General features: G+C 60.9%; 22 protein-coding genes and 1 tRNA gene. 11 read left to right on the plus strand and 12 right to left on the minus strand.

Annotated elements, in window-relative coordinates:
* A partial coding sequence (gene fruB, locus BFP89_RS24135; protein WP_141689130.1) for a fused PTS fructose transporter subunit IIA/HPr protein occupies positions 1-1,579 on the minus strand: 1,579 nt, incomplete at its 3' end.
* 293 nt (positions 1,580-1,872) lie between these two features.
* Here fruB and cra point away from each other — a divergent pair.
* Together cra and BFP89_RS24145 are read left to right on the plus strand one after the other, a co-directional pair.
* On the plus strand, positions 1,873-2,868 hold the full coding sequence (cra, locus tag BFP89_RS24140) for a catabolite repressor/activator (RefSeq protein ID WP_065887979.1): 996 nt from the start codon (positions 1,873-1,875) through the stop codon (positions 2,866-2,868).
* A 2-nt stretch (positions 2,869-2,870) separates the two neighbouring features.
* Positions 2,871-3,647 carry a TatD family hydrolase gene (locus BFP89_RS24145; RefSeq protein ID WP_065887980.1) on the plus strand — a complete coding sequence of 259 codons (777 nt, stop codon included), beginning with the start codon at positions 2,871-2,873 and terminating at the stop codon, positions 3,645-3,647.
* On the opposite strand, the gene BFP89_RS24150 is transcribed toward BFP89_RS24145, so the two are convergent.
* The 4 genes from BFP89_RS24150 to BFP89_RS24165 all read right to left on the minus strand — a co-directional run bounded on the left by BFP89_RS24150 (position 3,594) and on the right by BFP89_RS24165 (position 8,217).
* A complete protein-coding gene (locus BFP89_RS24150) occupies positions 3,594-4,022 on the minus strand; it encodes a hypothetical protein (RefSeq protein ID WP_065887981.1) in 429 nt (142 codons plus the stop codon). The two genes, BFP89_RS24145 and BFP89_RS24150, sit on opposite strands and share 54 nt — an antisense overlap.
* A 580-nt stretch (positions 4,023-4,602) precedes the next feature.
* Positions 4,603-5,439 (minus strand): regulatory signaling modulator protein AmpE, encoded by an 837-nt coding sequence (gene ampE / locus BFP89_RS24155; protein WP_065887982.1) that lies wholly within the window; start codon positions 5,437-5,439, stop codon positions 4,603-4,605.
* The gene (gene ampD / locus BFP89_RS24160) at positions 5,436-5,999 is read right to left on the minus strand and encodes a 1,6-anhydro-N-acetylmuramyl-L-alanine amidase AmpD (RefSeq protein WP_065887983.1); all 564 of its coding nucleotides are present in this window, start codon (positions 5,997-5,999) and stop codon (positions 5,436-5,438) included. The genes ampE and ampD overlap by 4 nt, the downstream gene beginning before the upstream one ends.
* Positions 6,000-6,060: 61 nt before the next feature.
* Complete coding sequence (locus BFP89_RS24165; RefSeq protein ID WP_065887984.1) at positions 6,061-8,217, minus strand: DUF1631 domain-containing protein; 2,157 nt, start codon at positions 8,215-8,217, stop codon at positions 6,061-6,063.
* Positions 8,218-8,460: 243 nt separating this feature from the next.
* Between BFP89_RS24165 and nadC the strand changes: the two genes are divergently transcribed.
* Positions 8,461-9,309 (plus strand): carboxylating nicotinate-nucleotide diphosphorylase, encoded by an 849-nt coding sequence (gene nadC, locus BFP89_RS24170; protein WP_065887985.1) that lies wholly within the window; start codon positions 8,461-8,463, stop codon positions 9,307-9,309.
* Between the two features lie 119 nt (positions 9,310-9,428).
* Here the strand turns inward: nadC and BFP89_RS24175 are convergent, their stop codons facing one another.
* The 3 genes from BFP89_RS24175 to BFP89_RS24185 form a co-directional block, all read right to left on the minus strand.
* Entirely contained in the window at positions 9,429-9,734 is a 306-nt protein-coding gene (locus BFP89_RS24175; RefSeq protein ID WP_065887986.1) for a DUF6388 family protein, read from the minus strand.
* Positions 9,735-9,881: 147 nt separating this feature from the next.
* A tRNA-Thr gene (locus BFP89_RS24180) sits at positions 9,882-9,957 on the minus strand.
* A gap of 64 nt (positions 9,958-10,021) precedes the next feature.
* On the minus strand, positions 10,022-10,435 hold the full coding sequence (locus BFP89_RS24185; protein WP_065887987.1) for a pilin: 414 nt from the start codon (positions 10,433-10,435) through the stop codon (positions 10,022-10,024).
* Positions 10,436-10,633: 198 nt separating this feature from the next.
* Between BFP89_RS24185 and BFP89_RS24190 the strand changes: the two genes are divergently transcribed.
* The 4 genes from BFP89_RS24190 to yacG are packed head-to-tail and all read left to right on the plus strand — an operon-like array spanning position 10,634 to position 13,522.
* Positions 10,634-11,842, plus strand: a complete 1,209-nt coding sequence (locus BFP89_RS24190; protein WP_065887988.1) for a type II secretion system F family protein — start codon at positions 10,634-10,636, stop codon at positions 11,840-11,842.
* Positions 11,839-12,705, plus strand: a complete 867-nt coding sequence (locus tag BFP89_RS24195; RefSeq protein ID WP_065887989.1) for a prepilin peptidase — start codon at positions 11,839-11,841, stop codon at positions 12,703-12,705. The genes BFP89_RS24190 and BFP89_RS24195 overlap by 4 nt, the downstream gene beginning before the upstream one ends.
* On the plus strand, positions 12,702-13,325 hold the full coding sequence (coaE, locus tag BFP89_RS24200; protein ID WP_065887990.1) for a dephospho-CoA kinase: 624 nt from the start codon (positions 12,702-12,704) through the stop codon (positions 13,323-13,325). The genes BFP89_RS24195 and coaE overlap by 4 nt, the downstream gene beginning before the upstream one ends.
* Positions 13,322-13,522: a DNA gyrase inhibitor YacG gene (yacG, locus tag BFP89_RS24205; protein WP_065887991.1), complete on the plus strand. Its 201-nt coding sequence runs from the start codon at positions 13,322-13,324 to the stop codon at positions 13,520-13,522. The genes coaE and yacG overlap by 4 nt, the downstream gene beginning before the upstream one ends.
* Here the strand turns inward: yacG and BFP89_RS24210 are convergent.
* The gene (locus BFP89_RS24210; protein WP_003171680.1) at positions 13,519-13,734 is read right to left on the minus strand and encodes a hypothetical protein; all 216 of its coding nucleotides are present in this window, start codon (positions 13,732-13,734) and stop codon (positions 13,519-13,521) included. The genes yacG and BFP89_RS24210 overlap by 4 nt on opposite strands.
* 63 nt (positions 13,735-13,797) lie before the next feature.
* A complete protein-coding gene (locus BFP89_RS24215; RefSeq protein ID WP_065887992.1) occupies positions 13,798-14,487 on the minus strand; it encodes an energy-coupling factor ABC transporter permease in 690 nt (229 codons plus the stop codon).
* A gap of 128 nt (positions 14,488-14,615) precedes the next feature.
* Between BFP89_RS24215 and BFP89_RS24220 the strand changes: the two genes are divergently transcribed.
* The 3 genes from BFP89_RS24220 to BFP89_RS24230 are packed head-to-tail and all read left to right on the plus strand — an operon-like array spanning position 14,616 to position 16,831.
* On the plus strand, positions 14,616-15,245 hold the full coding sequence (locus BFP89_RS24220; RefSeq protein WP_065887993.1) for a DUF1780 domain-containing protein: 630 nt from the start codon (positions 14,616-14,618) through the stop codon (positions 15,243-15,245).
* A gap of 53 nt (positions 15,246-15,298) precedes the next feature.
* Positions 15,299-15,472 carry a DUF3094 family protein gene (locus BFP89_RS24225; RefSeq protein WP_065887994.1) on the plus strand — a complete coding sequence of 58 codons (174 nt, stop codon included), beginning with the start codon at positions 15,299-15,301 and terminating at the stop codon, positions 15,470-15,472.
* Between the two features lie 60 nt (positions 15,473-15,532).
* Positions 15,533-16,831, plus strand: a complete 1,299-nt coding sequence (locus tag BFP89_RS24230; protein ID WP_065887995.1) for an NAD(P)/FAD-dependent oxidoreductase — start codon at positions 15,533-15,535, stop codon at positions 16,829-16,831.
* A 188-nt stretch (positions 16,832-17,019) separates the two neighbouring features.
* Here the strand turns inward: BFP89_RS24230 and BFP89_RS24235 are convergent, their stop codons facing one another.
* Both BFP89_RS24235 and BFP89_RS24240 read right to left on the minus strand, forming a co-directional pair.
* Positions 17,020-17,466, minus strand: a complete 447-nt coding sequence (locus BFP89_RS24235; RefSeq protein ID WP_065887996.1) for a GNAT family N-acetyltransferase — start codon at positions 17,464-17,466, stop codon at positions 17,020-17,022.
* A gap of 129 nt (positions 17,467-17,595) precedes the next feature.
* Positions 17,596-18,627, minus strand: a complete 1,032-nt coding sequence (locus BFP89_RS24240) for an NADP-dependent oxidoreductase (protein WP_083208143.1) — start codon at positions 18,625-18,627, stop codon at positions 17,596-17,598.
* A gap of 135 nt (positions 18,628-18,762) precedes the next feature.
* Between BFP89_RS24240 and BFP89_RS24245 the strand changes: the two genes are divergently transcribed.
* Entirely contained in the window at positions 18,763-19,350 is a 588-nt protein-coding gene (locus tag BFP89_RS24245) for a TetR/AcrR family transcriptional regulator (RefSeq protein WP_065887997.1), read from the plus strand.
* Positions 19,351-19,450 lie beyond the last annotated feature (100 nt).

A 19,450-nucleotide genomic window follows, 5' to 3' on the forward strand; every position in this document is an offset into this window, starting at 1 on the left:
GACCGATGTCGCGCAGGTCGGCGGCGCGCTCGGCGAGCAAGGCATCCTGCAACGACTCCTGCTGCCGGGCAGCCGCTTCGATCACGCTCATCCAGGCCGCTTCGGCGCTTTCGCCTTGCTTGAGACGGGTGTCGACTTCGTCGGTCAGCTCCGGGTCGTCGAGCATTTCCTGGTGAGTGATGAAGATCTCGCGAATCGCCTTGGACTGGCTGCGTTCGATCAGGCCCTCGATATCGCGACGCACATCACTCAGCGCAGCCTGCAGGCGCTGGCGCTCAACCGCGCAGGACTCACCGCGCAGTGGGTAGTCGAAGACCTGCTGCACCTGGATATGCGCAGGGCCGATGGCGATACCGGGCGCGGCGGCAATTGCCTGGATCTGGCTACCGGACAGCGGCGCGCTGATCACCGGTTCGATGTCGACGGTGGCGGGCTGGGCGCTGACGGTCGGCAATGGCTCGACCGCTTCGCCCAGGCCTTCTTCAATTGCGGCCAACAAAGCCGGCAGCGCGTCCCCGGCAATGCTCGGCTCGGCGACGAATTCCAGCACCTGGCCACGCCGCGCGCCGAGGCTCAACAGCTTGCTCAGGCTTTTAACCGATACCGCGCCGACCGGGCCGTCGACAATGCGCACGCGAATATCGCCGTCGAAGCTTTTCGCCAGTTGCGCGAGGATCTTCGCCGGGCGTGCATGTAACCCGTGGGCATTGGCCAGGGTGATGCGCGCGCTCGGCCAGTCGGGCGGCAGTTCGCCACCCAGCACCTCAAGCACGGCACGACTGCTGGTGGCGCGGCCCAATTCCTGGCCGCGCCCTTCGATCAGCAAGGCGCACAGGCGCTCGAGCAACGCCTGATGTGCTTCGCCCAGGCTGGCCAGGCAAAACAGGCCATTGAGCGGCTGGCCCAGGTAGCGCATGGGCTTGTCCGGCGTGACGAAGGCCAGGCCCGGACGCTTGACCGTCTGCTCGCTGTGCAGCCACCACAGGCCATCGCCCAGGGGCAGTGCATCGACTTGCTGCAACACGGCGGCAAACCCGTTGCTCACGCAATCGGCCTGGCGCAACAGGCGCGCGCCGCGCCACACCAGTTCCTCGAAATCATCGGCCGACACGCCGAGGCTGATCATCTGTGCATCCAGTGCCAGTTCCTGCGGCGCGCCTTGCAGCAGTTTCAGCAAGGCGTCGGCGGAACCGGCACGGCGCAGCGCCTGGCCGAGGTCGGTCTCACCCAGGGCGCGGGTCAGCAATTGCAGCAGGCGCAAGTGTTCATCGGATTTGGCGGCAATCCCGATCGCCAGGTACACGACCTGGCCGTCGCCCCAGTCCACGCCTTCGGGAAACTGCAACAGACGCACGCCGGTGGAAAACACCTGGTCGCGGGTTTCCGGGGTGCCGTGAGGAATGGCGATGCCTTGGCCAAGAAAGGTCGAGCCTTGGGCTTCACGGGCTTGCAAGCCACTGAGATAACCTTCGGCAACCAGGCCATCGGCCACCAGTTTTTCCGCGAGCAGGTGCAAGGCCGCAGATTTATCCACCGCCACCTGGCCCATGGATATCTGCTCTACAGTGAGCTCGAGCATGCCGTTCTCCTAGTTAGTGCGGGGTGCGCACTAGGTATTGTTTTGAATAAATCAGCTTAGCGGTGTTCAAAAGTAACTGACTGAGCGGTCAGTTGGCAGTAGCCACTCAGCGGCGAACATCGTAAAAATACCCTTGCTGAAACGTTTAATCTAGAATTTATGGCAGATTACGCGTTAATTGCGCAAGCTTGAAGGGCCACTCGGCGCCTGTTGTGGGACATTGGTCGTATGCGGGAATCGGTTACGATTGGACAAAATGTCGGGGCACGCTCAAAAAAACAAGGAAACCCGGTTTGAAACTCAGTGATATCGCACGTCTGGCCGGTGTGTCGGTCACAACCGCCAGCTATGTCATCAATGGCAAGGCCGAACAACAACGTATCAGCAACGCGACGGTGGAGCGCGTGCGGGCCGTGGTCCAGGCCCACGGTTTTACGCCTAACCCGCAAGCCGCCGGCTTGCGCAGCCGGCACACGCGCACCCTGGGCTTTATCCTGCCGGACCTGGAGAACCCCAGTTACGCACGCATTGCCAAGTTGCTCGAACAAGGCGCACGGGCGCGCGGCTATCAATTGCTGATCGCCAGCTCCGACGATGAGGCTGACAGTGAGCGCCAATTGCTGCAACTGTTCCGCGCGCGGCGCTGCGATGCGCTGTTTGTCGCCAGTTGCCTGCCCGCTGAGGATGACAGCTATCGCGAACTGCAAGCCAAAGGCTTGCCGGTAATCGCCATCGACCGGGTGATGGATCCCAGCCAGTTCTGCTCGGTGGTCAGCGACGACCGCCAAGCCTGCCAGCAGCTCACCGGCAGCCTGCTGCAACCGTTGCCCAAGCAAATCGCGCTGATCGGCGCCCATCCGGAGCTGAGCATCAGCCAGGAACGTGCTGCGGGTTTTCGTGAAGCCCTGCAAGGCTTTACCGGCGAGGTGATCATCGAACAGGGCGAAGCCTTCAGCCGCGACTGCGGGCGACAGCTGATGGAGCAATTACTGCAGCGCCTGGGGCATCTGCCTGACGCGCTGGTGACCACGTCCTACGTGCTGCTGCAAGGCGTGTTTGACGCACTGCACGACTTCCCGCTCAAGTCGCGGCCACTGCGCCTGGGCACCTTCGGCGATACCCAGTTGCTGGACTTCCTGCCGCTGCCGGTCAACGCCATGGCCCAGCAGCACCAACTGATCGCCGACACCGCCCTGCGCCTGGCCCTGGCGGCCATTGAAGAAGAACATTACCAACCCGGCGTGCACGGCATCAGCCGAACCTTCAAGCAGCGTATTCACGAGGCCTGAGTGTGGAGCTGATCGACACCCACACCCACCTGGATTTCGCGGACTTCGACAGTGACCGTCCGCAAGTCCTCGCCCGCAGCCGCCAACTCGGTGTGCGGCGCATGGTGGTGCTCGGGGTTTATCAGCGCAATTGGCAGCGGTTGTGGGATCTGGTGGTGGAGGATGAAGGCTTGTTCGCCGCCTTCGGCCTGCACCCGGTGTATCTCGATGAGCACCGCCCTGCCGACCTGCTGGAATTGGGCGACTGGCTGACGCGCCTGCAGGGCCACCGGCAACTGTGCGCCGTGGGTGAAATCGGCCTGGATTACTTTCTTGAGCATCTGGACCGAGCGCGCCAGCAAACACTGTTCGAAGCCCAGTTGAAACTGGCGGTGGATTTCGCCCTGCCCGCCTTGCTCCACGTACGCCGCAGTCACGCGGCGGTGATCGCCACACTCAAGCGCATCCGCCTGCCGCGTGGCGGCATCATTCATGCGTTCGCCGGCAGCCGGGAAGAGGCCCGCGAGTACATCAAGCTGGGCTTCAAGCTGGGCCTGGGCGGTGCCGCGACCTGGCCCCAGGCCTTGCGCATGCACAAGGTGCTGGCCCAATTGCCACTGGAAGCGGTGGTGCTGGAGACGGACGCGCCGGATATGGCCCCGGCCATGTATCCGGGCCGGCGCAACAGCCCACACCACTTGCCGGACATCTGCAGCGCCCTGGCCGAGCGGATAGGCATCAGCGCGTCACGGCTGGCTGAGGCGAGCACACGCAATGCGTGCGAGCTGTTCCAGTGGTAAGCGGCTGACGACTTGCAGGTTCAAGGTCATCCGTTGCCGGTGACGCACGTAGCGCAGCACCAGAAAGTGGATCAACAGCGTCGTCAGCGAAATGTTGAATTGCCCGATCACACTGAGCAGCCCCAGCCACTCTGCAAACAGCGCCGCCAGGAGGGTCGCGCAGGTCAGCATGATCATGCCGGGCGGCACCAGCGCCCAGTGGTCCAGGGCACGAAAGCGACGCAGCTGCTTGCGGCAACACAGTTGCAGGCATGTGTGGCAATAGGTACAGACGAAGGGTTCGTCGATGGCGATGGCGTTCAGTTGCCAGGGTTTGAGTTCAAACGTCATGTCGCAGTGGGCGCAATGCCCTTTGATGCCGATGACAGCGGCCATCGCCGTGCCTCCTTGAGACCGTGACCAGATGATACAAATGTTCACCCATTCACGGCACATTGAAAGGCCAGCAGCGAAATCAGGATAAGCGCCACGCGTGACGGGGTTAAATCCCACCGAAAATTCCTACGTGCGGAACGCGCCAATCCAAATGTGGGAGGGGCGGTGCGACGATTCGACTTGGCCCCGATGGTGGCCTCTGGGCTGGCCGGGATGTTGGATTGGACCGAGTACATATCCGTTTCTGCGGTCACGGCTGCTATGGGTTCCGCTTTTACAGCGGCTCACTTTTGAAAAGCGCAAAAGTAAGCAAAACGCTCTTGCCCCACCACTCGGCACCTCGCTCATGCTCGGTGTGCCCTTGTGGTTTAACGGGGCGCCTGAGATCAAGATCAGAAGCAGATCAAGATCAAGGGCGACTCGCTTCGCATCGTGGTTAGTGTTGGCGGCTATAGCCTACGAAGTTGTGTAGATATTGGTTATCGGGGGCAAGCCCCCTCGCACGCTGACTGCGCCTCCCCGATTTTCGCTGATCCCTGCTCGATCAAATGTGGGAGGGGGCTTGCCCCCGATGGCGGTCTCAGGGCAACACCGTCCAGATTGCAAATCCGGCATACCACAGCACCGCCGCACGCAGCAGTAATTCCCACAGTTGATCAAGACTGCTGATGCCTTCGGCGCCCACTACCGGTGGCGGTATTTCCGCAGCGGCCAGGCCGACTTTTTCCACCAGTTGTGCAGCGCTGATATCCCAGCTGAGCAATTCGTGGAGCATGACCCGGCTGACCCCGACAAAATTGCCCACCAGGGCAAAGCTCGCGGCCAGCAGGCGCACCGGCAGCCAGTCAAAGGCGTGGCGCATTTGTGTGGCGCGTTCGGCCACCAGGGGGTTCTGGCTGTGCTCACTGGCCAGCGCCAGCAGGCGATAGGCCAGAGCAGCCACCGGGCCCAGCAGGAAATACCAGAAAATCACCGCGAAAAAGCTCTGGTACGCCTGCCACAGCAAGTGGCCTTGAACCCGCTCGAGCAGTTGCTCGCCACTGTCGGCACCCAGCTTCAGGTCACGTTCGGCCACGTGCTCGGCGGCTTGCAGATCACCCCGCCGCCAGGCATCCCGAAACGGTCCCAGCGCGGCCAACAGATCGCCACGGCCCAGGCTGTAGATCACCACCAGTACATGCACCGGCAACGCCAACAAGCCATAGGCCACGGGCTCCAGCACCAGCAGCAACAAGCCCAGCAGCGCCGCGGGCAGCACCACCAGCGCCAGCAGGATCAGCCAGGGCCGCTTGCCCATGCGTGGGCTCGATTCAAGCCTGGCCAGCTCGCGCAGCCAGCCGCCGTCGCGCTGCAACCGCTGGCGCAAGGCCGAGAATTTCTCGATCCACACTGCCAGCACCAGCACCAGGAAACTCATAGTTTGTGTCCTCCATCCTGCAGCGCGCCACGAAAGCGCTTCCAATCAAAAGCCGGGCCCGGATCGGTTTTGCGGCCTGGGGCGATGTCGCTGTGACCGCAGATACGTTGGGGGGTGATCGCAGGATAAGCTGCGAGCAGCTGACGCGTCAGCTCAATCAGCGCCTGGTACTGGGCATCGGTGAACGGCAGATCATCTGTGCCTTCCAGCTCGATTCCCAACGAGAAGTCGTTGCAGGTATCGCGCCCTTCAAAGCTGGAGACGCCCGCGTGCCAGGCTCGGTCCCGGCATGCCACAAACTGCGTCACTGTACCGTCACGCTCAATCAGAAAATGCGCAGAGACCCGTAGGTGGACTATCCCCTCAAAGTAGGCATGCTCCGTTACATCCAGGCGATTCTGGAAAAACTCATGCACCTTACCGGTGGCAAACTGCGCCGGGGGCAAGCTGATGTTATGTATCACCAACAACGATACCTCGCCTGCCGGGCGCTCGTTGAAGTTGGGCGAAGGGCAATGGCCAATGCCCTCGAACCAACCGCTGACGGGGTCCAACTGCATACAGGCTCCTTGACTGAGACAAAGTGTTACCAGTATGCCGCGTTCCGCCCTGCGGTTGCGATCACTTGCCGCGATTGAGTTGGCGCAGGTTGCCCATCACCGCCGCCAGCGCGCGGTCGAACAGCGGCCCCTCGTCCAGGCTGTGCAGGGTGCCGCGCTTGAAAGTCGCAGCCAATTGCCCGGGGGTTTGCTCCAGGACCTTGAGCCCCGTGCGGCTGACGAAAATATAACGATGGTTCGGCGCCATGATCGCCGTGAGCTTGCAGCGCAATACCGTGTCGTCGTCCTGGCGCAACTCCACCCAACCGCCGACCCGCAACGGGAGCACCTTGAGCAGGTCCGGGTCATCATGCGGCCAGTCCTCGCCGGCGTCCGACAGTGGGGTGCCGAGAACAAAGAGCTCGCGGACTTCAATCAGCCCGTCGTCGCCCCCGCCTTCGCATGTTTGAACATGTACGGTCTGCAAGCGTAAAAAAAACTCCCGCGTGCTGAAAGGATCGAACGCCGCACTGGCCAACCCGTCGCGCAACGACTTGAGCAACCCTGGCAATTGCGCCAGCAGATGCCGGCCTGCCTCGGTGTCTTCGTGCAGGCCGACGCTCCAGATCAACTCATCCATGGTGCGCAGCCCGGTCTGCCACTGCACCGAGTGTTCGCCGTGCTTGAGAGTGGCCAGCAACAGCACCTGGCTCCAGGTTTGTTGCAGAAATTGCACCACGAACGGCGGCAGGACCTTGCCCAATAGCCGCCGGTTCAGCGCGTGCGCCACGCGCTGGCGAGCGACCTCGGTACGCAGGCGACCTTCCTCGACGTCGCGGGTGTGCTGTTCGAGCAACTCACTGCGCCGCTGCTCTTGATCGATGAAGGTGCTGAATGGCGCCAGTAACTGCGAAAAAATCGCCGGATCTTCGGCAAATTCATTCAACAGGCGCTGGATGACCTGTTCGATACGCAGGTACAGGCTCTCGTTCTGATCACCATCGTGCGGGCTGCACTCCATGGCGGCACTGGCGATCTGATTGAGCAAGCGGCGTGCCGGGTGCCCGGGGCAACTGAACAGGCTCTTGTCGAGCACAGCAACTTTCAGTATCGGGATCTGCAGGCGAGCGATCAGGGCCTTGAAGGCGTGGGGCACACTGCGATCATTGCGGATGAACTCGAAAAGCAGCGCGACGAGGTTGATCACATCTTCATCGGCCGCCTCCACCACCCGCGACTTGCCGCTCTTGACGCTGACCCGGGTCAGCAACTGTTCGAGCTGGTTGCGCAGGTCGAAATCGTCCTCGGCGCCAGGCTCCGGTACGTATTGCTGCAAATGCGACAGCAGGCGCAGCAAGTCTCGGCTGGCGATGGGTTGCGGTTGCGCACTGGCTTCAAGGGTAGGCGCTACGCTGCCGCGCACCGCCACCAGCAAGGCTTGCAGGGCGGCAAAGGCTTGCTGGCCGCTTTCGTCACAAGGCGCTTCGGCGGCCGGCGGACGCGCCGGTTGCGGGAGCTCACACGCCGCGCGGCCACCCGCACGACGGGACGGCACGCTCTGGAGTCCGGGCAGGACCCCGGTGGCAACCAGCAGTTGGTTGGCTTCGCCATACAGGTGGTCGGCGTCGCTGAGCACGTATTTCTCGAAGAGCTTGAGCATGATCAGCTTGACCCGGATCTCCACCCCCAGGCTGCGGCCCGCCTGCAAGAAAAACTGGCAAAGCCGTGCAGGGCCCAGAGGGTTCTCATGATCGGTCATGGGCCTGCCCAACACTTCACTCAGGCGCGCGCTCAGTTGCCCGAGCGCCACGCCGTCACGGTGGCGTACCCGACCGAGCATTGCCTCCAGTGCCACGGCCTTTTCCCGGTCATCGGCCCGGATAGCCCCGGCCACCTCATAGGACACCACAGGCACCGGGTGCAACGCACCGCTATCGGCCTGGCTCAGGTTGGCGAAGGCGGCATACAGTTGCTCCATGAACACGCGCTCGAAGTTCTTGCGCTTGAGGCGCAGGTCGCGCATGGCCTGAAAGAAAATATGCTGGTCAACCGTGCTGCGGGCCTTGTCGGCCATTTCAAACAGGGTGTCGTCGGCGTTATCGAACAGTTCCTGCAACCCCTGTTGCAACTGTTGCGCCGCTTTGTCACGCACCTGCAGCGCCACCACCGGCAGACGTGCGAGCGGCGATGGCGTGGCCTGTGCCTGCTTGATAGGCACCACCTTCCCGTCATTGTGCATCCTGGCCTCCTGAAACGGCGGGTGTTGAGATGGGCAGGAACGGGGCCTGACCCGCTGGGCATTGCAAATACCCGATCACCATCAGGACGTCAAAGCTATGACGCCAATTGCAAGGCGCGAGATTATCGGCAAATCATGGACATTGCGCCAGTAAACTCTGCCCGGCGCGGTAAATGAGTGACGCGTCTGGGTTCCAGTTCACACAGCCCCTATAATCGCGGCACTTAGTCTGTGGAGCCTGTTATGCCGAACCTGCGTCTTGCCGACCTCGCCGCCGAAATAGAAGCCAACGTGCGCCGCGCACTCCTGGAAGACATCGGCAGTGGTGATATCACCGCACAGTTGATCCCGGCCGAACGGCTGGCCAAGGCCACGATCATTACCCGCGATGCGGCCGTGATTGCCGGGACCGCCTGGGTGGATACGGTCTTCCGCCAACTGGACCCCCGCGTCGCCGTGCATTGGCAGGTGGTCGACGGTGAGCGCGTCAGCCCCAACCAGCCGCTGTTTCACCTTGAAGGGCCGGCGCGCTCGCTGCTCACCGGTGAACGCAGTGCGCTGAATTTCCTGCAGATGCTGTCAGGTGTCGCCACCCGCGCCCGATACCTGGCGGATTTCGTCGCCAGCACCCAGGTCAAGCTGCTCGACACGCGCAAGACGTTGCCGGGCCTGCGTCTGGCGCAGAAGTACGCGGTGACCTGCGGCGGCTGCCACAATCATCGCATCGGGCTGTATGACGCCTTCCTGATCAAGGAAAACCATATCGCCGCGTGCGGGGGCATTGCCCAGGCCATCAGCGCGGCCCACAAAATCGCCCCCGGCAAGCCGGTGGAGGTCGAAGTGGAAAGCCTGCAGGAGTTACGCGAAGCATTGGCGGCGGGTGCCGACATCATCATGCTCGATGAACTGAGCCTGGACGACATGCGCGAAGCCGTGCGACTGAACGCGGGCAAGGCCAGGCTGGAAGCCAGCGGCGGAATCAATGAAAGCACGCTGCTGCCCATCGCCGAGACCGGCGTGGACTACATCTCCATTGGTGCGATGACCAAGGATGTGAAGGCTGTGGACTTGTCGATGCGGCTCAGTATCTAAAGAGCCTTGGCAGCAGGAGCCAGCTTGCTCGCGAAAAACTCAACGGCACCGCGTGCACTCGGATGTCACGCGTTATCGTTACCGTTTTTCGCGAGCAAGCTCGCTCCTACCGGCAGCGTTTAGACTACGAGATTATTCATCTCGCAGTACTCGTCCCATTCGACCCCCAGCACGTCGGCGGCCTCCTTGTGCAAGGCCAGGCGTGCGGCTTCGAACTCTTCCGGTGCGCAGGTGTACTTGAGGGTCAGTTCCCAAGGCTGGAGATTCTGGCTCTCCGCCTCGTCCTCGAATGCCCACTGAATCTGATCACGCTGGTCGTCAGCGCTCAGGTCCTTGATCTCGTCTTTGAGCTGCGGCGTTGCCTCGAGGTATTTGTCGAGGGCTGCTTGGTGCCGAACTTCCTGGGTCATCTCAGTCGTGGTCATGTCGTTCTCTTAGATCGAGGAATGGGGATGCATCTGGGTCATCAAGGTTGCGCAGATACGAAAGAGCGGGCGCGAATGCCGGCTCGTCTGGCCTTCAGAACCATTCTGGGATCATCTGAAAACTGTGCCTTTGAAACAGTGTTGCCTTGGTGCCCGAGACAGGAATCGAACCTGCGACCTTCGCGTTACGAGTGCGCTGCTCTACCGGCTGAGCTACACGGGCGGTGGGCTAAAGCTAGCACCGCATCGGGCATGCGGCAACCGGCTCGCTCACCACCCGCCAGCCGTCATGCGCCGTTGGCGCCACAACCCTTGGCGACGTATTGCGCCTCGGCCGTGGTTGCACAGGTCCAGCCGCTGGTGGCGCTGCGTGTCAAGGTGATGGTCTTGCCCAGTACGGGCGCAGGCGCATCAACGATTTCACAGCTGATGGAGCCGCTGCCCGTAGCGACATCTCCTGTCACATCGACCTTGCAATTGGCGGTGGGGCTCTTGCCGCCAATCAACGGCAGCGTGGGCACCGTGCCTTGGTTAATCACATCTTCGTAGCCGGCCTTCAACGCGCTGATTTCGGCCAACCCCGCGGTGAACTTGGCCTTGGCCTGGTGCTTGGTGTACATGGGCAAGCCAATCGTGGCCAAAATGCCGATGATTGCCACGACGATCAACAACTCGATCAAGGTAAAGCCTTTCTGATGCATCACTCTCACTCTCCAGAATAGAACCATGACAAGGCGCATCCTGCGCCCCGTATTGTGCAGCGGCGCCAGTGTACTCATCCCTGCGCGGCCAATCGCATACCAGAAGCACAATCTGACATTTTATCGGCCAACGCCAGCCTGCCTGTATCCGCCCGCTGGCTAAGCTGTAAATTCTTAATCTGCATGTGCGAACGCGACATGAACGACACCTCGACGATCTACGCCTGGCAGGGCATCAACCGCAACGGCCGCAGGGTGTGCGGGAAAATTTCGGGGCATGACCCTGCGTGGGTCAAGGCACGACTGCGCCAGCAGGGAATCTGCCCCGAACATGTGCGCAAGCGATCGTCAGGCCTGCCACGCCTGGCGGCGCCGATACTGCCGGCGGATATCGCCCTTTTCACCCGCCAACTGGCGACGCTGTTGAAGGCCGGTATCCCGCTGTTACAAGCCTTCGACATTATCGGCGAGGGCGTCGAAAACCGCACACTGCGCGAGTTGGTCAAGGGTATGAAGCAACACGTCGCCGCCGGTAACAGCCTGACCGGCACGCTGCGCCAATACCCCCGTTATTTCGATGACCTGTACTGCCACCTGGTTGCCGCCGGCGAGCAGGCCGGAGCCCTGGAAACGCTGCTGGAGCGCGTAGCCATTCATCTGGAAAAAAGCCAGCGGCTCAAGACCAGAATCAAGAAAGCCATGACTTACCCGCTTGCCGTGCTGGTGGTGGCCGGCCTCGTCAGCGCCGTGCTGTTGATACAGGTGGTGCCGCAGTTCCAGCACCTGTTTGCCGGAGTCGACAGCCAATTGCCCGGTTTTACCCTGGGGGTCATCGCCCTCTCCGACTTTCTGCAACGGGCCTGGTGGATACTGGCGCTGGGCCTGGGCACGCTCATCGGCGGGCTGCGCCACGCCTACCGCAGTTCTGCGCGGTTTCGCTACCGGCTGGAGGCGGGTTTGTTGAAAGTCCCCCTGGCAGGCAAACTGTTGAACAAAGCTGCCGTCGCCCGCTACGCCCGCACGCTTGCAACCACCTTTGCGGCAGGTGTTCCCCTGGTACAGGCGCTCGGCTCAGTGGCCGGCGCCGTCGGCAATGGCCCTTTCAAACAGGCAATCGAACATATGCGCCACGATGTATCCACAGGCATGCAGTTGAATCAGTCCATGGCCGCCAGCGGCCTGTTTCCAGGCATGGCGATCCAGATGACGGCCATCGGCGAAGAGTCCGGCACCCTGGACCACATGCTGGAAAAGGTCGCAAACCATTACGAGGCGGACGTAGAGAGCCTCGTCGATAACCTCACCAGCTTGATGGAACCGCTGATCATGGTGGTACTGGGGAGCATCGTCGGCGCGTTGGTGATTGCGATGTACCTGCCGGTGTTTCAACTGGGTTCGGCATTTTGAGCGCGTTGTCGGGCGAGCAGCCCTGGGCGTTTGTCGGCATGGGGCTGGTGCTGGGGCTGATCGTTGGCAGTTTTCTCAATGTGCTGGTGTGGCGCCTGCCCAAGATGCTCGAGCGCGAATGGCGCGCCCAGGCCCGTGAGATCCTCGGCCTGCCCGACGCGCCGGCGGGGCCGGCCTATAACCTGATGCGCCCGAATTCCTGCTGTCCACACTGCGACCAGCCGATTCGGCCCTGGGAGAATATCCCCCTGCTCAGCTACCTGATGCTCAAGGGGCGTTGCAGCCACTGCCGTGCATCCATCAGCGCGCGCTATCCGCTCACCGAACTGGCCTGTGCGCTGATATCCGCCACCGTAGCCTGGCACTTCGGCTTTGGCTGGCAGGCGGGCGCGGTGATGCTGCTGAGTTGGGGGTTGCTGGGCATGAGCCTGATCGATGTGGATCACCAACTGCTGCCGGATGCCCTGGTGCTGCCGCTGCTATGGCTGGGGCTTATCCTTAACAGTCTGGGCCTGTTCGCAACATTGCCCGATGCGTTATGGGGCGCGGTGCTGGGCTACATGAGCCTGTGGAGCGTGTTCTGGCTGTTCAAGCTGATGACCGGCAAGGATGGAATGGGCTATGGCGACTTCAAGCTATTGGCGCTGTTCGGTGCCTGGGGCGGCTGGCAGATACTGCCGATGACGCTGCTGATGGCGTCACTGCTCGGCGTGTTTGCCGGGTTGCTGCTGATGCGCTGGCGCAAGACGCACGTGTCGGCACCCATGCCATTTGGACCCTGCCTGGCAATTGCCGGCTGGATTGCATTGCTCTGGGGTGGTCAAATAACCGACTTCTATCTGCAGTCTGTCGGTTTCACATGACCACTCCTGTTGCAACACCCTGGATTCTCGGCCTCACAGGCGGTATCGGCAGCGGTAAAAGCGCTGCGGCCGAGTACTTCACCACGCTGGGTGTCGACCTGGTCGATGCCGATCATGCCGCCCGCTGGGTGGTCGAGCCCGGCCGGCCGGCGTTGGCGCGCATAGCCGAGCATTTCGGCAGCGCTGTGCTGCAGGCGGACGGCCAACTGGACCGCGCCGCGTTGCGCACATTGATTTTTGAAGTACCCGAGGAACGTCGCTGGCTCGAAGGCCTGTTGCACCCGCTGATCGCTGACGAGATTAGCGATCACCTGGCACGCGCCCGGTCGCCCTACGCGATCCTGGTGTCGCCGCTGCTGATCGAGTCCGGCCAATACCGCATGACCCAGCGCATCCTGGTGATCGACGTGCCGCAATCCCTGCAGATTCAGCGTACCCTGCAGCGCGACGGCATCAGCGAGCAACAGGTGCAGGCGATTCTCAAGGCCCAGTCGAGCCGCGAAGACCGCCTGAACCGTGCCGATGACGTACTGGTCAATGACCAGGACCTTGCCTGGCTGCACGGTGAGGTCGAGCGACTGCACCACTTTTACCTTACTTTGCGTGGAGGCCGATCATGAGCCAACCCTTGACCGTCGATTGCCCAACCTGCGGTGCACCCGTGGAATGGAAACCCGACAACCTCAACCGGCCGTTCTGCTCGGACCGTTGCAAACTCATCGACCTGGGTGCCTGGGCCGCTGAAGAACACAAGATCCCGGTAGCCCCGGACGCCGAAGACGAGTTGTTTTCCGAAGACCTGCCGCCGCGCCACTAAGGCCGCATAAAGGCATATTCCTGCTGGTCGTCGAGGTTTTCCGCAAGGTATTGCAACTCGTCGGCCAAGTCTTCAAAGCTGCGAACGCCCTTGCTCTGCTGCACCACCGCGCTGAGCATGGCGCGCAGGGTCAAGCCTGGATCAAAACCGATTTCCTGCGCGGCATCCTGGCTTCTGCGCAGTTCCTGCCGTGCCCATTCGTACACACTCATGATTGGTGCTCCTGAAATTTCGCAGAGCATGGGCCTGTGCGCTCAGCGCCTTTTTGATCTGGATCAACGCGCTGAATCGTCATCCTTCCACGGCGCCGAGAGGTAGCGGGTGCGGTTGAAAGTCTCAAGCCATTCCGGGCAAAACACCACCAGGGCACTGATCACCATGCCGTTGATAAAGGCTTCGGGAAAGATGATCAGCCACAGGTAGCCGACGAAATCCTCCAGCCATTGCGGCATTTCAAATCGACCATCGAACCACAGCAACCCCAGGCCGACCAACAGGCAAAGCAACGCCGACAGCGCCGCAGCGAAAAAGCCGGAACAGAAGATATACACGAAGGGGTTTCGCGGTTGCGCCCGCTCCACGAGTCGCGCGCAAAGCTCAGTGATGAGTACCGGAAGGCCAATCAACAACAGGCCATTGACGCCGACAGCGGCGAGGTCCTGACGCCCCAGCCATACCAACCCCAACTGCGCGGCCACCCCACCGACGATTGCGAGCGGCCAATCCAGCAACAGGGTCACCGCGGTCATGCCAATAAAGTGGTACGACACGCCCGTATCGAAATCCCGCCGCACCAGCCACAACATGAACAGCGCGAACACCGTGCCGAACAGCAAATGCTGGCGACGTCGGTCGGCAAACAGTTCGACCCAGGGCGCACGCACAATCGCCCAGATCACCAGCGGGGCATACAACAACCAGCCGATGCCGAGCGTCGGGAGTGCTAGAACAGCCGCACTGATCACGGATGCACCACCTTTATAGACCGCATCACCGCACACCTCATCCCTGGGCTTGCTGCCAGATGAACAGTCTACACCCGCGTTTAAAGCAAGACTTCCTGCGGTCATCATTTGAACGCTAAGCTAGGCAGATGGACGACTCAGATTATTTGCGCTTGCTCACCGTAGCAGCCGAACAGGCCAACGCGTTTTTGTCCAATGCCCGCAAATGGGAGCGTGAGCGTTGGGTCTGCCAGCGCCTGCTGCAAGGCTTGAACGTGCCCTATCGCGCCGAAGAGTTCCACGCCGCAGGCACCGAGCCGCCGGACGTGCTGTTTCGCGACGCCAGTTTTGAAGTGTTCTTTGTATTGGACGAAGGCCGCCGCCTGAACGACGAATGGCGCGACGAATTGCTGCGCAGGCGCAGCGCTTTCTCCCTGAGCCAACTGGTGCGGCGCGAAGCCAAGCCAAGGCGCATTCCCGCCCATGAGTTCCTGTTGCGCCTGGCACCGACACTGCGCAAGAAAGCGCACAACTACAAGGAACGCGGCATGGACCTGGGGGAGCTGGACCTCATCGCCTTCGCCAGCCTCAAGCGCGAAGTGCTGGACCTCAACAGCCACTTTCCGCCGCCCACCGAATATCTGCGCCAGGGCTGGCGCTCCCTGTCACTGGTGGGGCCGACCTTTGCGCGGGTACTGTTCGCTCATCCGGACGCGCCGGATTTCTTGCGCAACAACCTGGGCCGCAGCATAGTGTTCGATGTGGGCATCAGCCTTTGATCCACAGGCTGTAACGTGACGCCCTTTTGCAACGTCTACCTGACGAGGCCTTTATGAGCAGCCGCCTGAAACCCGATGACCAACAGCATGTCGAAGAGTACCTGCAACTCTCCCAGCACAGAGTCGAGCGCAAGCCTTTCAGGCCCTGGCTGCTCCTTGGTGTGGTGCTGGTGGTGGTGATCGGGCTCGGTTTGCTGAGCCGCCTTTTGAGTTACCTGACGCTATGAGCCGCCTGGCGCTCGCGGGGGTAACTGCTCCAATTTCTTTTAGCCTTGCGAGATATCCCCATGACCCATCGTATTATTGTCGTCGGCGGCGGTGCCGGCGGCCTGGAGCTGGCGACACGCCTGGGTAAGACCCTGGGCAAACGTGGCAAAGCCAGCATCACGCTGGTGGACGCCAACCTGACGCATATCTGGAAGCCGTTGCTGCACGAAGTAGCCGCCGGGTCGCTGAACTCTTCGGAAGACGAACTCAATTACGTCGCCCAGGCGAAATGGAACCACTTCGAGTTCCAACTGGGTCGTATGAGCGGGCTTGACCGCGAACAGAAGAAAATCCAACTGGCCGCCACCCTCGACGAAGAAGGCCGGGAACTGGTGCCCGCGCGCGTCCTGGGCTACGACAGCCTGGTCATTGCAGTGGGCAGCACCACGAACGATTTCGGCACCGAGGGCGCCGCGCAACATTGCCTGTTCCTCGACACCCGTAAACAGGCCGAGCGCTTTCATCAGCAGTTGCTCAACCATTACCTGCGCGCCCACGCCGGGCAGACCGATACGGTCGAACAAATCAGCGTCGCCATCGTCGGCGCCGGCGCCACCGGCGTTGAACTGGCCGCCGAACTGCATAACGCCGCCCATGAGCTGGCGGCGTACGGCCTGGATCGCATCAAGCCGGAAAACATGCACATCACCCTGATCGAAGCCGGCCCACGGGTATTGCCCGCGCTGCCGGAGCGGATTGGCGGGCCGGTGCATAAAACCCTGGAGAAACTCGGGGTGACCGTGCTGACCAACTCGGCCGTCAGCGAAGTGACCGCCGACGCGCTGATCACCAGCAGCGGCCAGGTGATTCCGGCCAGCCTCAAAGTCTGGGCTGCCGGGATCCGCGCTCCGGGCTTTCTCAAGGACATCGATGGCCTGGAGACCAACCGCATCAACCAGCTTCAGGTGCTGGCGACGCTGCAGACCACCCGCGACGAAAACATCTTTGCCTTTGGCGATTGCGCCGCCTGCCCGCAACCGGGCACCGACCGCAATGTGCCGCCACGCGCGCAAGCCGCTCACCAACAGGCTTCATTGCTCGCCAAGTCGCTGAAGCTGCGGATTGAAGGCAAGGAACTGCCGACCTACACATACACCGACTACGGCTCGCTGATCTCGCTGTCGCGCTTTTCCGCCGTGGGTAACTTGATGGGTAACCTGACCGGCAGTGTGATGCTCGAGGGCTGGCTGGCGCGGATGTTCTACGTGTCGCTGTACCGTATGCACCAGATGGCGCTGTATGGCTTTTTCCGCACGGCTATGCTGATGCTTGGCAGCAAGATCGGACGCGGGACCGAGCCGCGCCTGAAACTGCACTGACAAGATAAAACAATGGGGTAGGAGCGAGCTTGCTCGCGAAAAACGTCAACGATAACGCGTGTTTCCTGAATGAACGCGGTGCCTGTGAGTTTTTCGCGAGCAAGCTCGCTCCTACAGACGGCGGTGAAGCCCCCACCTACCTCGCGCAAAATCGCCATCCGGACCAGCCTCTGGCAAGATGCGCCTGGTTATGTAAGGCTTTTTTCGAAGTAAACGCGATCGAAACCATACTCCGTGCGCTCAGCAACTTTCACATAACCAAGCTTGGGATATATCGAGAGGTTGTCTGCCATCTTCGCATTGGTATAAAGATGAACGGCGTTCACACCGCGCGCGCTGGCGGCTTTTTCACAAAAGCTGATCAGCGCCCTTCCAACCCCCCGCCCGGCTGCGCTCGGGAGGACCGCCACGTTTTCCAATAGGCAATACCCGTCCTTGACATAGAACACAATAAAGCCCTGAAACCTGGCTTGATCGTCAAGCGCAACATAGACCACTCCGGCCGCTATCTGCGTGATGAAATCGGCGATCATCGGGGCTGGCTTGCGCCCGATCACGGGCACATAACGCGCGTAGGCTTGTTCAGCGCAATGTCTGATCTCGAACTCATCACTTGCTTCGGCTAACCGGATCATATCGCTGTCCTTAAGGCGCTCTATACCGCCAAGCTGTTATCTGCAACTTCCCATCCTGGATGCTTCCCTTCAAAACACTGGACGTTTTGAAAAAGAATTACGCAGCCTATCATTCCATTGGCGGGCACATCATGGCTCGCCTAACTGAACAATCGTTTTACCAAAATTACGTCCCTTGAGTTGGTCAATCAAGGCTTGCGGCGCTGTATGCAACCCATGGGTAATCTGCTCGCGATAACTCAACTTGCCGTCGGCGATCCACTGGACCGCCTCCTCGAGAAAATCTGCCATTTGCTCTTCAGCGTACTCCGTCTGGATGAAACCGCGCAGGGTAAGGCTCTTGCTCATTATCTGCGCCATCGTATTGGATAGACGATCAATGCTTTCCTGAGCACCGGACGGTTTCTCGTATTGAGAAATAATCCCGCAGACAGGAACGCGAGCGTAAGTATTCAAGAGCGGCAGTACAGCATCCCAGATTTTTCCACCGACGCTTTCAAAGTAGACATCAATGCCGTCCGGGCAGGCGTTGGCCAGTTGTTCTGCAAAATCCGGCGCGTTGTAATCGGCGACTGCGTCGAAATGCAGCTCGTCCTTCAGGTAGGCGAGCTTTTTCGCACCGGTAGTGATGCCTACCGCTCGAGCGCCACGCAGGCGGGCGATTTGTCCGACTATAGAGCCGACCGCGCCGCTCGCAGCAGCAACCACTACGGTTTCACCTGGATTGGGCTTGCCAATGTTGCGCAAACCCGCATAGGCCGTGAAACCTGTCATTCCCAGTACGCCCAATGCGGTGGAAGGCGGTGCCAGGTCTGGATCAAGTTGACGCAGGTCGCTGCCATCTGAAATGGCAAAGCGTTTCCACCCGGAAAAAGCCAATACCCACGCACCGACGGGCCAATCGGGATGACGAGACTCCCTCACCCGGGACACCGTGGCGCCGACGATGACCTGGTCGATCTCGATAGGCTCGTTATAGGATTTTTCCGCCCTCATCCACCAGCGCATATAGGGGTCAATGGAGAGATAAATGGTCTCCAGCAGAACTTCGCGCTCGCCTGGTATGGGTACAGCGACATCTTCAAGGCGAAGGTCGGATGGCTTCAGGTCCCCATCCGGGCGCGCCGCCAGCACGACCTGCTGATTCGATAGCGTTGTCATTACATTTCTCCCGCTCAGGTTGATCAAATGATCCGGTAAGCAGCTCTCGCCGCATTCACATACATAATGTATGTGATTAATGTATTAACATACGCACTGCATGTCAATGCACCCGTGATTGATAAGGAGAGCCTGATGGCGCGACAAAAACGTGCGGAGATGATTGCGTCAACACGCAGCAAGTTGATCGCTGCAGCCCGCAAAGCCTTTGCAGAAAAGGGCTACGCCGAGACCGCCATGGAGGATCTGACAGCGGATGCCGAACTGACACGCGGTGCGCTCTACCACCACTTCGGCGGCAAGAAAGGCCTGCTGGAAGCCGTTATTGCCCAGATAGACGAAGAATCTTCTGCGCACCTGCGTGCAGTTGTAGAACAGGCCAGTACGCCTTGGGAGGGGTTCGTCGAGGAAAGTGTCGAATGGATCAAGCTGGCACTTAACCCGGAAATTCAACGTATCGTTCTGCTGGATGGCCCTGCGGTTCTTGGCGATCCGGCGCGGACGGCCAGCCAGAGCGCCTGCCTGGCCAGCACTATGCGTTGCATTCAAGCGTTGATCGACCAGAACGTGGTCAAACCGGTAGATGCACAGGCGACTGCCTATCTGGTCAATGGTGCAGCGTTGAATGCTTCTCTGTGGATCGCTGGCGCGGCTGATCCACACAAGGCATCGACACAGGCAATCGCCAGCTTTCGTATTTTGCTATCGGGGCTGCTGCGATAGCGTTTGGCGGGCAAGCATCACAGGTAGTTCTTCTGGTGTAATCGGGGGCGGGTCGAATCGTCGCACCGCCCCTCCCACAGTGTTTCAATCGGTCCTGAGT

Origin of the sequence: Pseudomonas sp. 31 R 17 (genome assembly GCF_900004915.1) — a bacterium.
In the GTDB taxonomy this organism is placed as follows: domain Bacteria; phylum Pseudomonadota; class Gammaproteobacteria; order Pseudomonadales; family Pseudomonadaceae; genus Aquipseudomonas; species Aquipseudomonas orientalis_A.

Coding starts and splice junctions, on each gene's coding strand:
- BFP89_RS24150 (WP_065887981.1), bottom strand. CDS start 4,022: ATGGCCGCTGTCATCGGCATCAAAGGGCATTGCGCCCACTGCGACATG.
- ampE (WP_065887982.1), bottom strand. CDS start 5,439: ATGAGTTTCCTGGTGCTGGTGCTGGCAGTGTGGATCGAGAAATTCTCG.
- ampD (WP_065887983.1), bottom strand. CDS start 5,999: ATGCAGTTGGACCCCGTCAGCGGTTGGTTCGAGGGCATTGGCCATTGC.
- BFP89_RS24165 (WP_065887984.1), bottom strand. CDS start 8,217: ATGCACAATGACGGGAAGGTGGTGCCTATCAAGCAGGCACAGGCCACG.
- nadC (WP_065887985.1), top strand. CDS start 8,461: ATGCCGAACCTGCGTCTTGCCGACCTCGCCGCCGAAATAGAAGCCAAC.
- BFP89_RS24175 (WP_065887986.1), bottom strand. CDS start 9,734: ATGACCACGACTGAGATGACCCAGGAAGTTCGGCACCAAGCAGCCCTC.
- BFP89_RS24185 (WP_065887987.1), bottom strand. CDS start 10,435: ATGCATCAGAAAGGCTTTACCTTGATCGAGTTGTTGATCGTCGTGGCA.
- BFP89_RS24190 (WP_065887988.1), top strand. CDS start 10,634: ATGAACGACACCTCGACGATCTACGCCTGGCAGGGCATCAACCGCAAC.
- coaE (WP_065887990.1), top strand. CDS start 12,702: ATGACCACTCCTGTTGCAACACCCTGGATTCTCGGCCTCACAGGCGGT.
- yacG (WP_065887991.1), top strand. CDS start 13,322: ATGAGCCAACCCTTGACCGTCGATTGCCCAACCTGCGGTGCACCCGTG.
- BFP89_RS24210 (WP_003171680.1), bottom strand. CDS start 13,734: ATGAGTGTGTACGAATGGGCACGGCAGGAACTGCGCAGAAGCCAGGAT.
- BFP89_RS24220 (WP_065887993.1), top strand. CDS start 14,616: ATGGACGACTCAGATTATTTGCGCTTGCTCACCGTAGCAGCCGAACAG.
- BFP89_RS24225 (WP_065887994.1), top strand. CDS start 15,299: ATGAGCAGCCGCCTGAAACCCGATGACCAACAGCATGTCGAAGAGTAC.
- BFP89_RS24230 (WP_065887995.1), top strand. CDS start 15,533: ATGACCCATCGTATTATTGTCGTCGGCGGCGGTGCCGGCGGCCTGGAG.
- BFP89_RS24235 (WP_065887996.1), bottom strand. CDS start 17,466: ATGATCCGGTTAGCCGAAGCAAGTGATGAGTTCGAGATCAGACATTGC.
- BFP89_RS24240 (WP_083208143.1), bottom strand. CDS start 18,627: ATGACAACGCTATCGAATCAGCAGGTCGTGCTGGCGGCGCGCCCGGAT.
- BFP89_RS24245 (WP_065887997.1), top strand. CDS start 18,763: ATGGCGCGACAAAAACGTGCGGAGATGATTGCGTCAACACGCAGCAAG.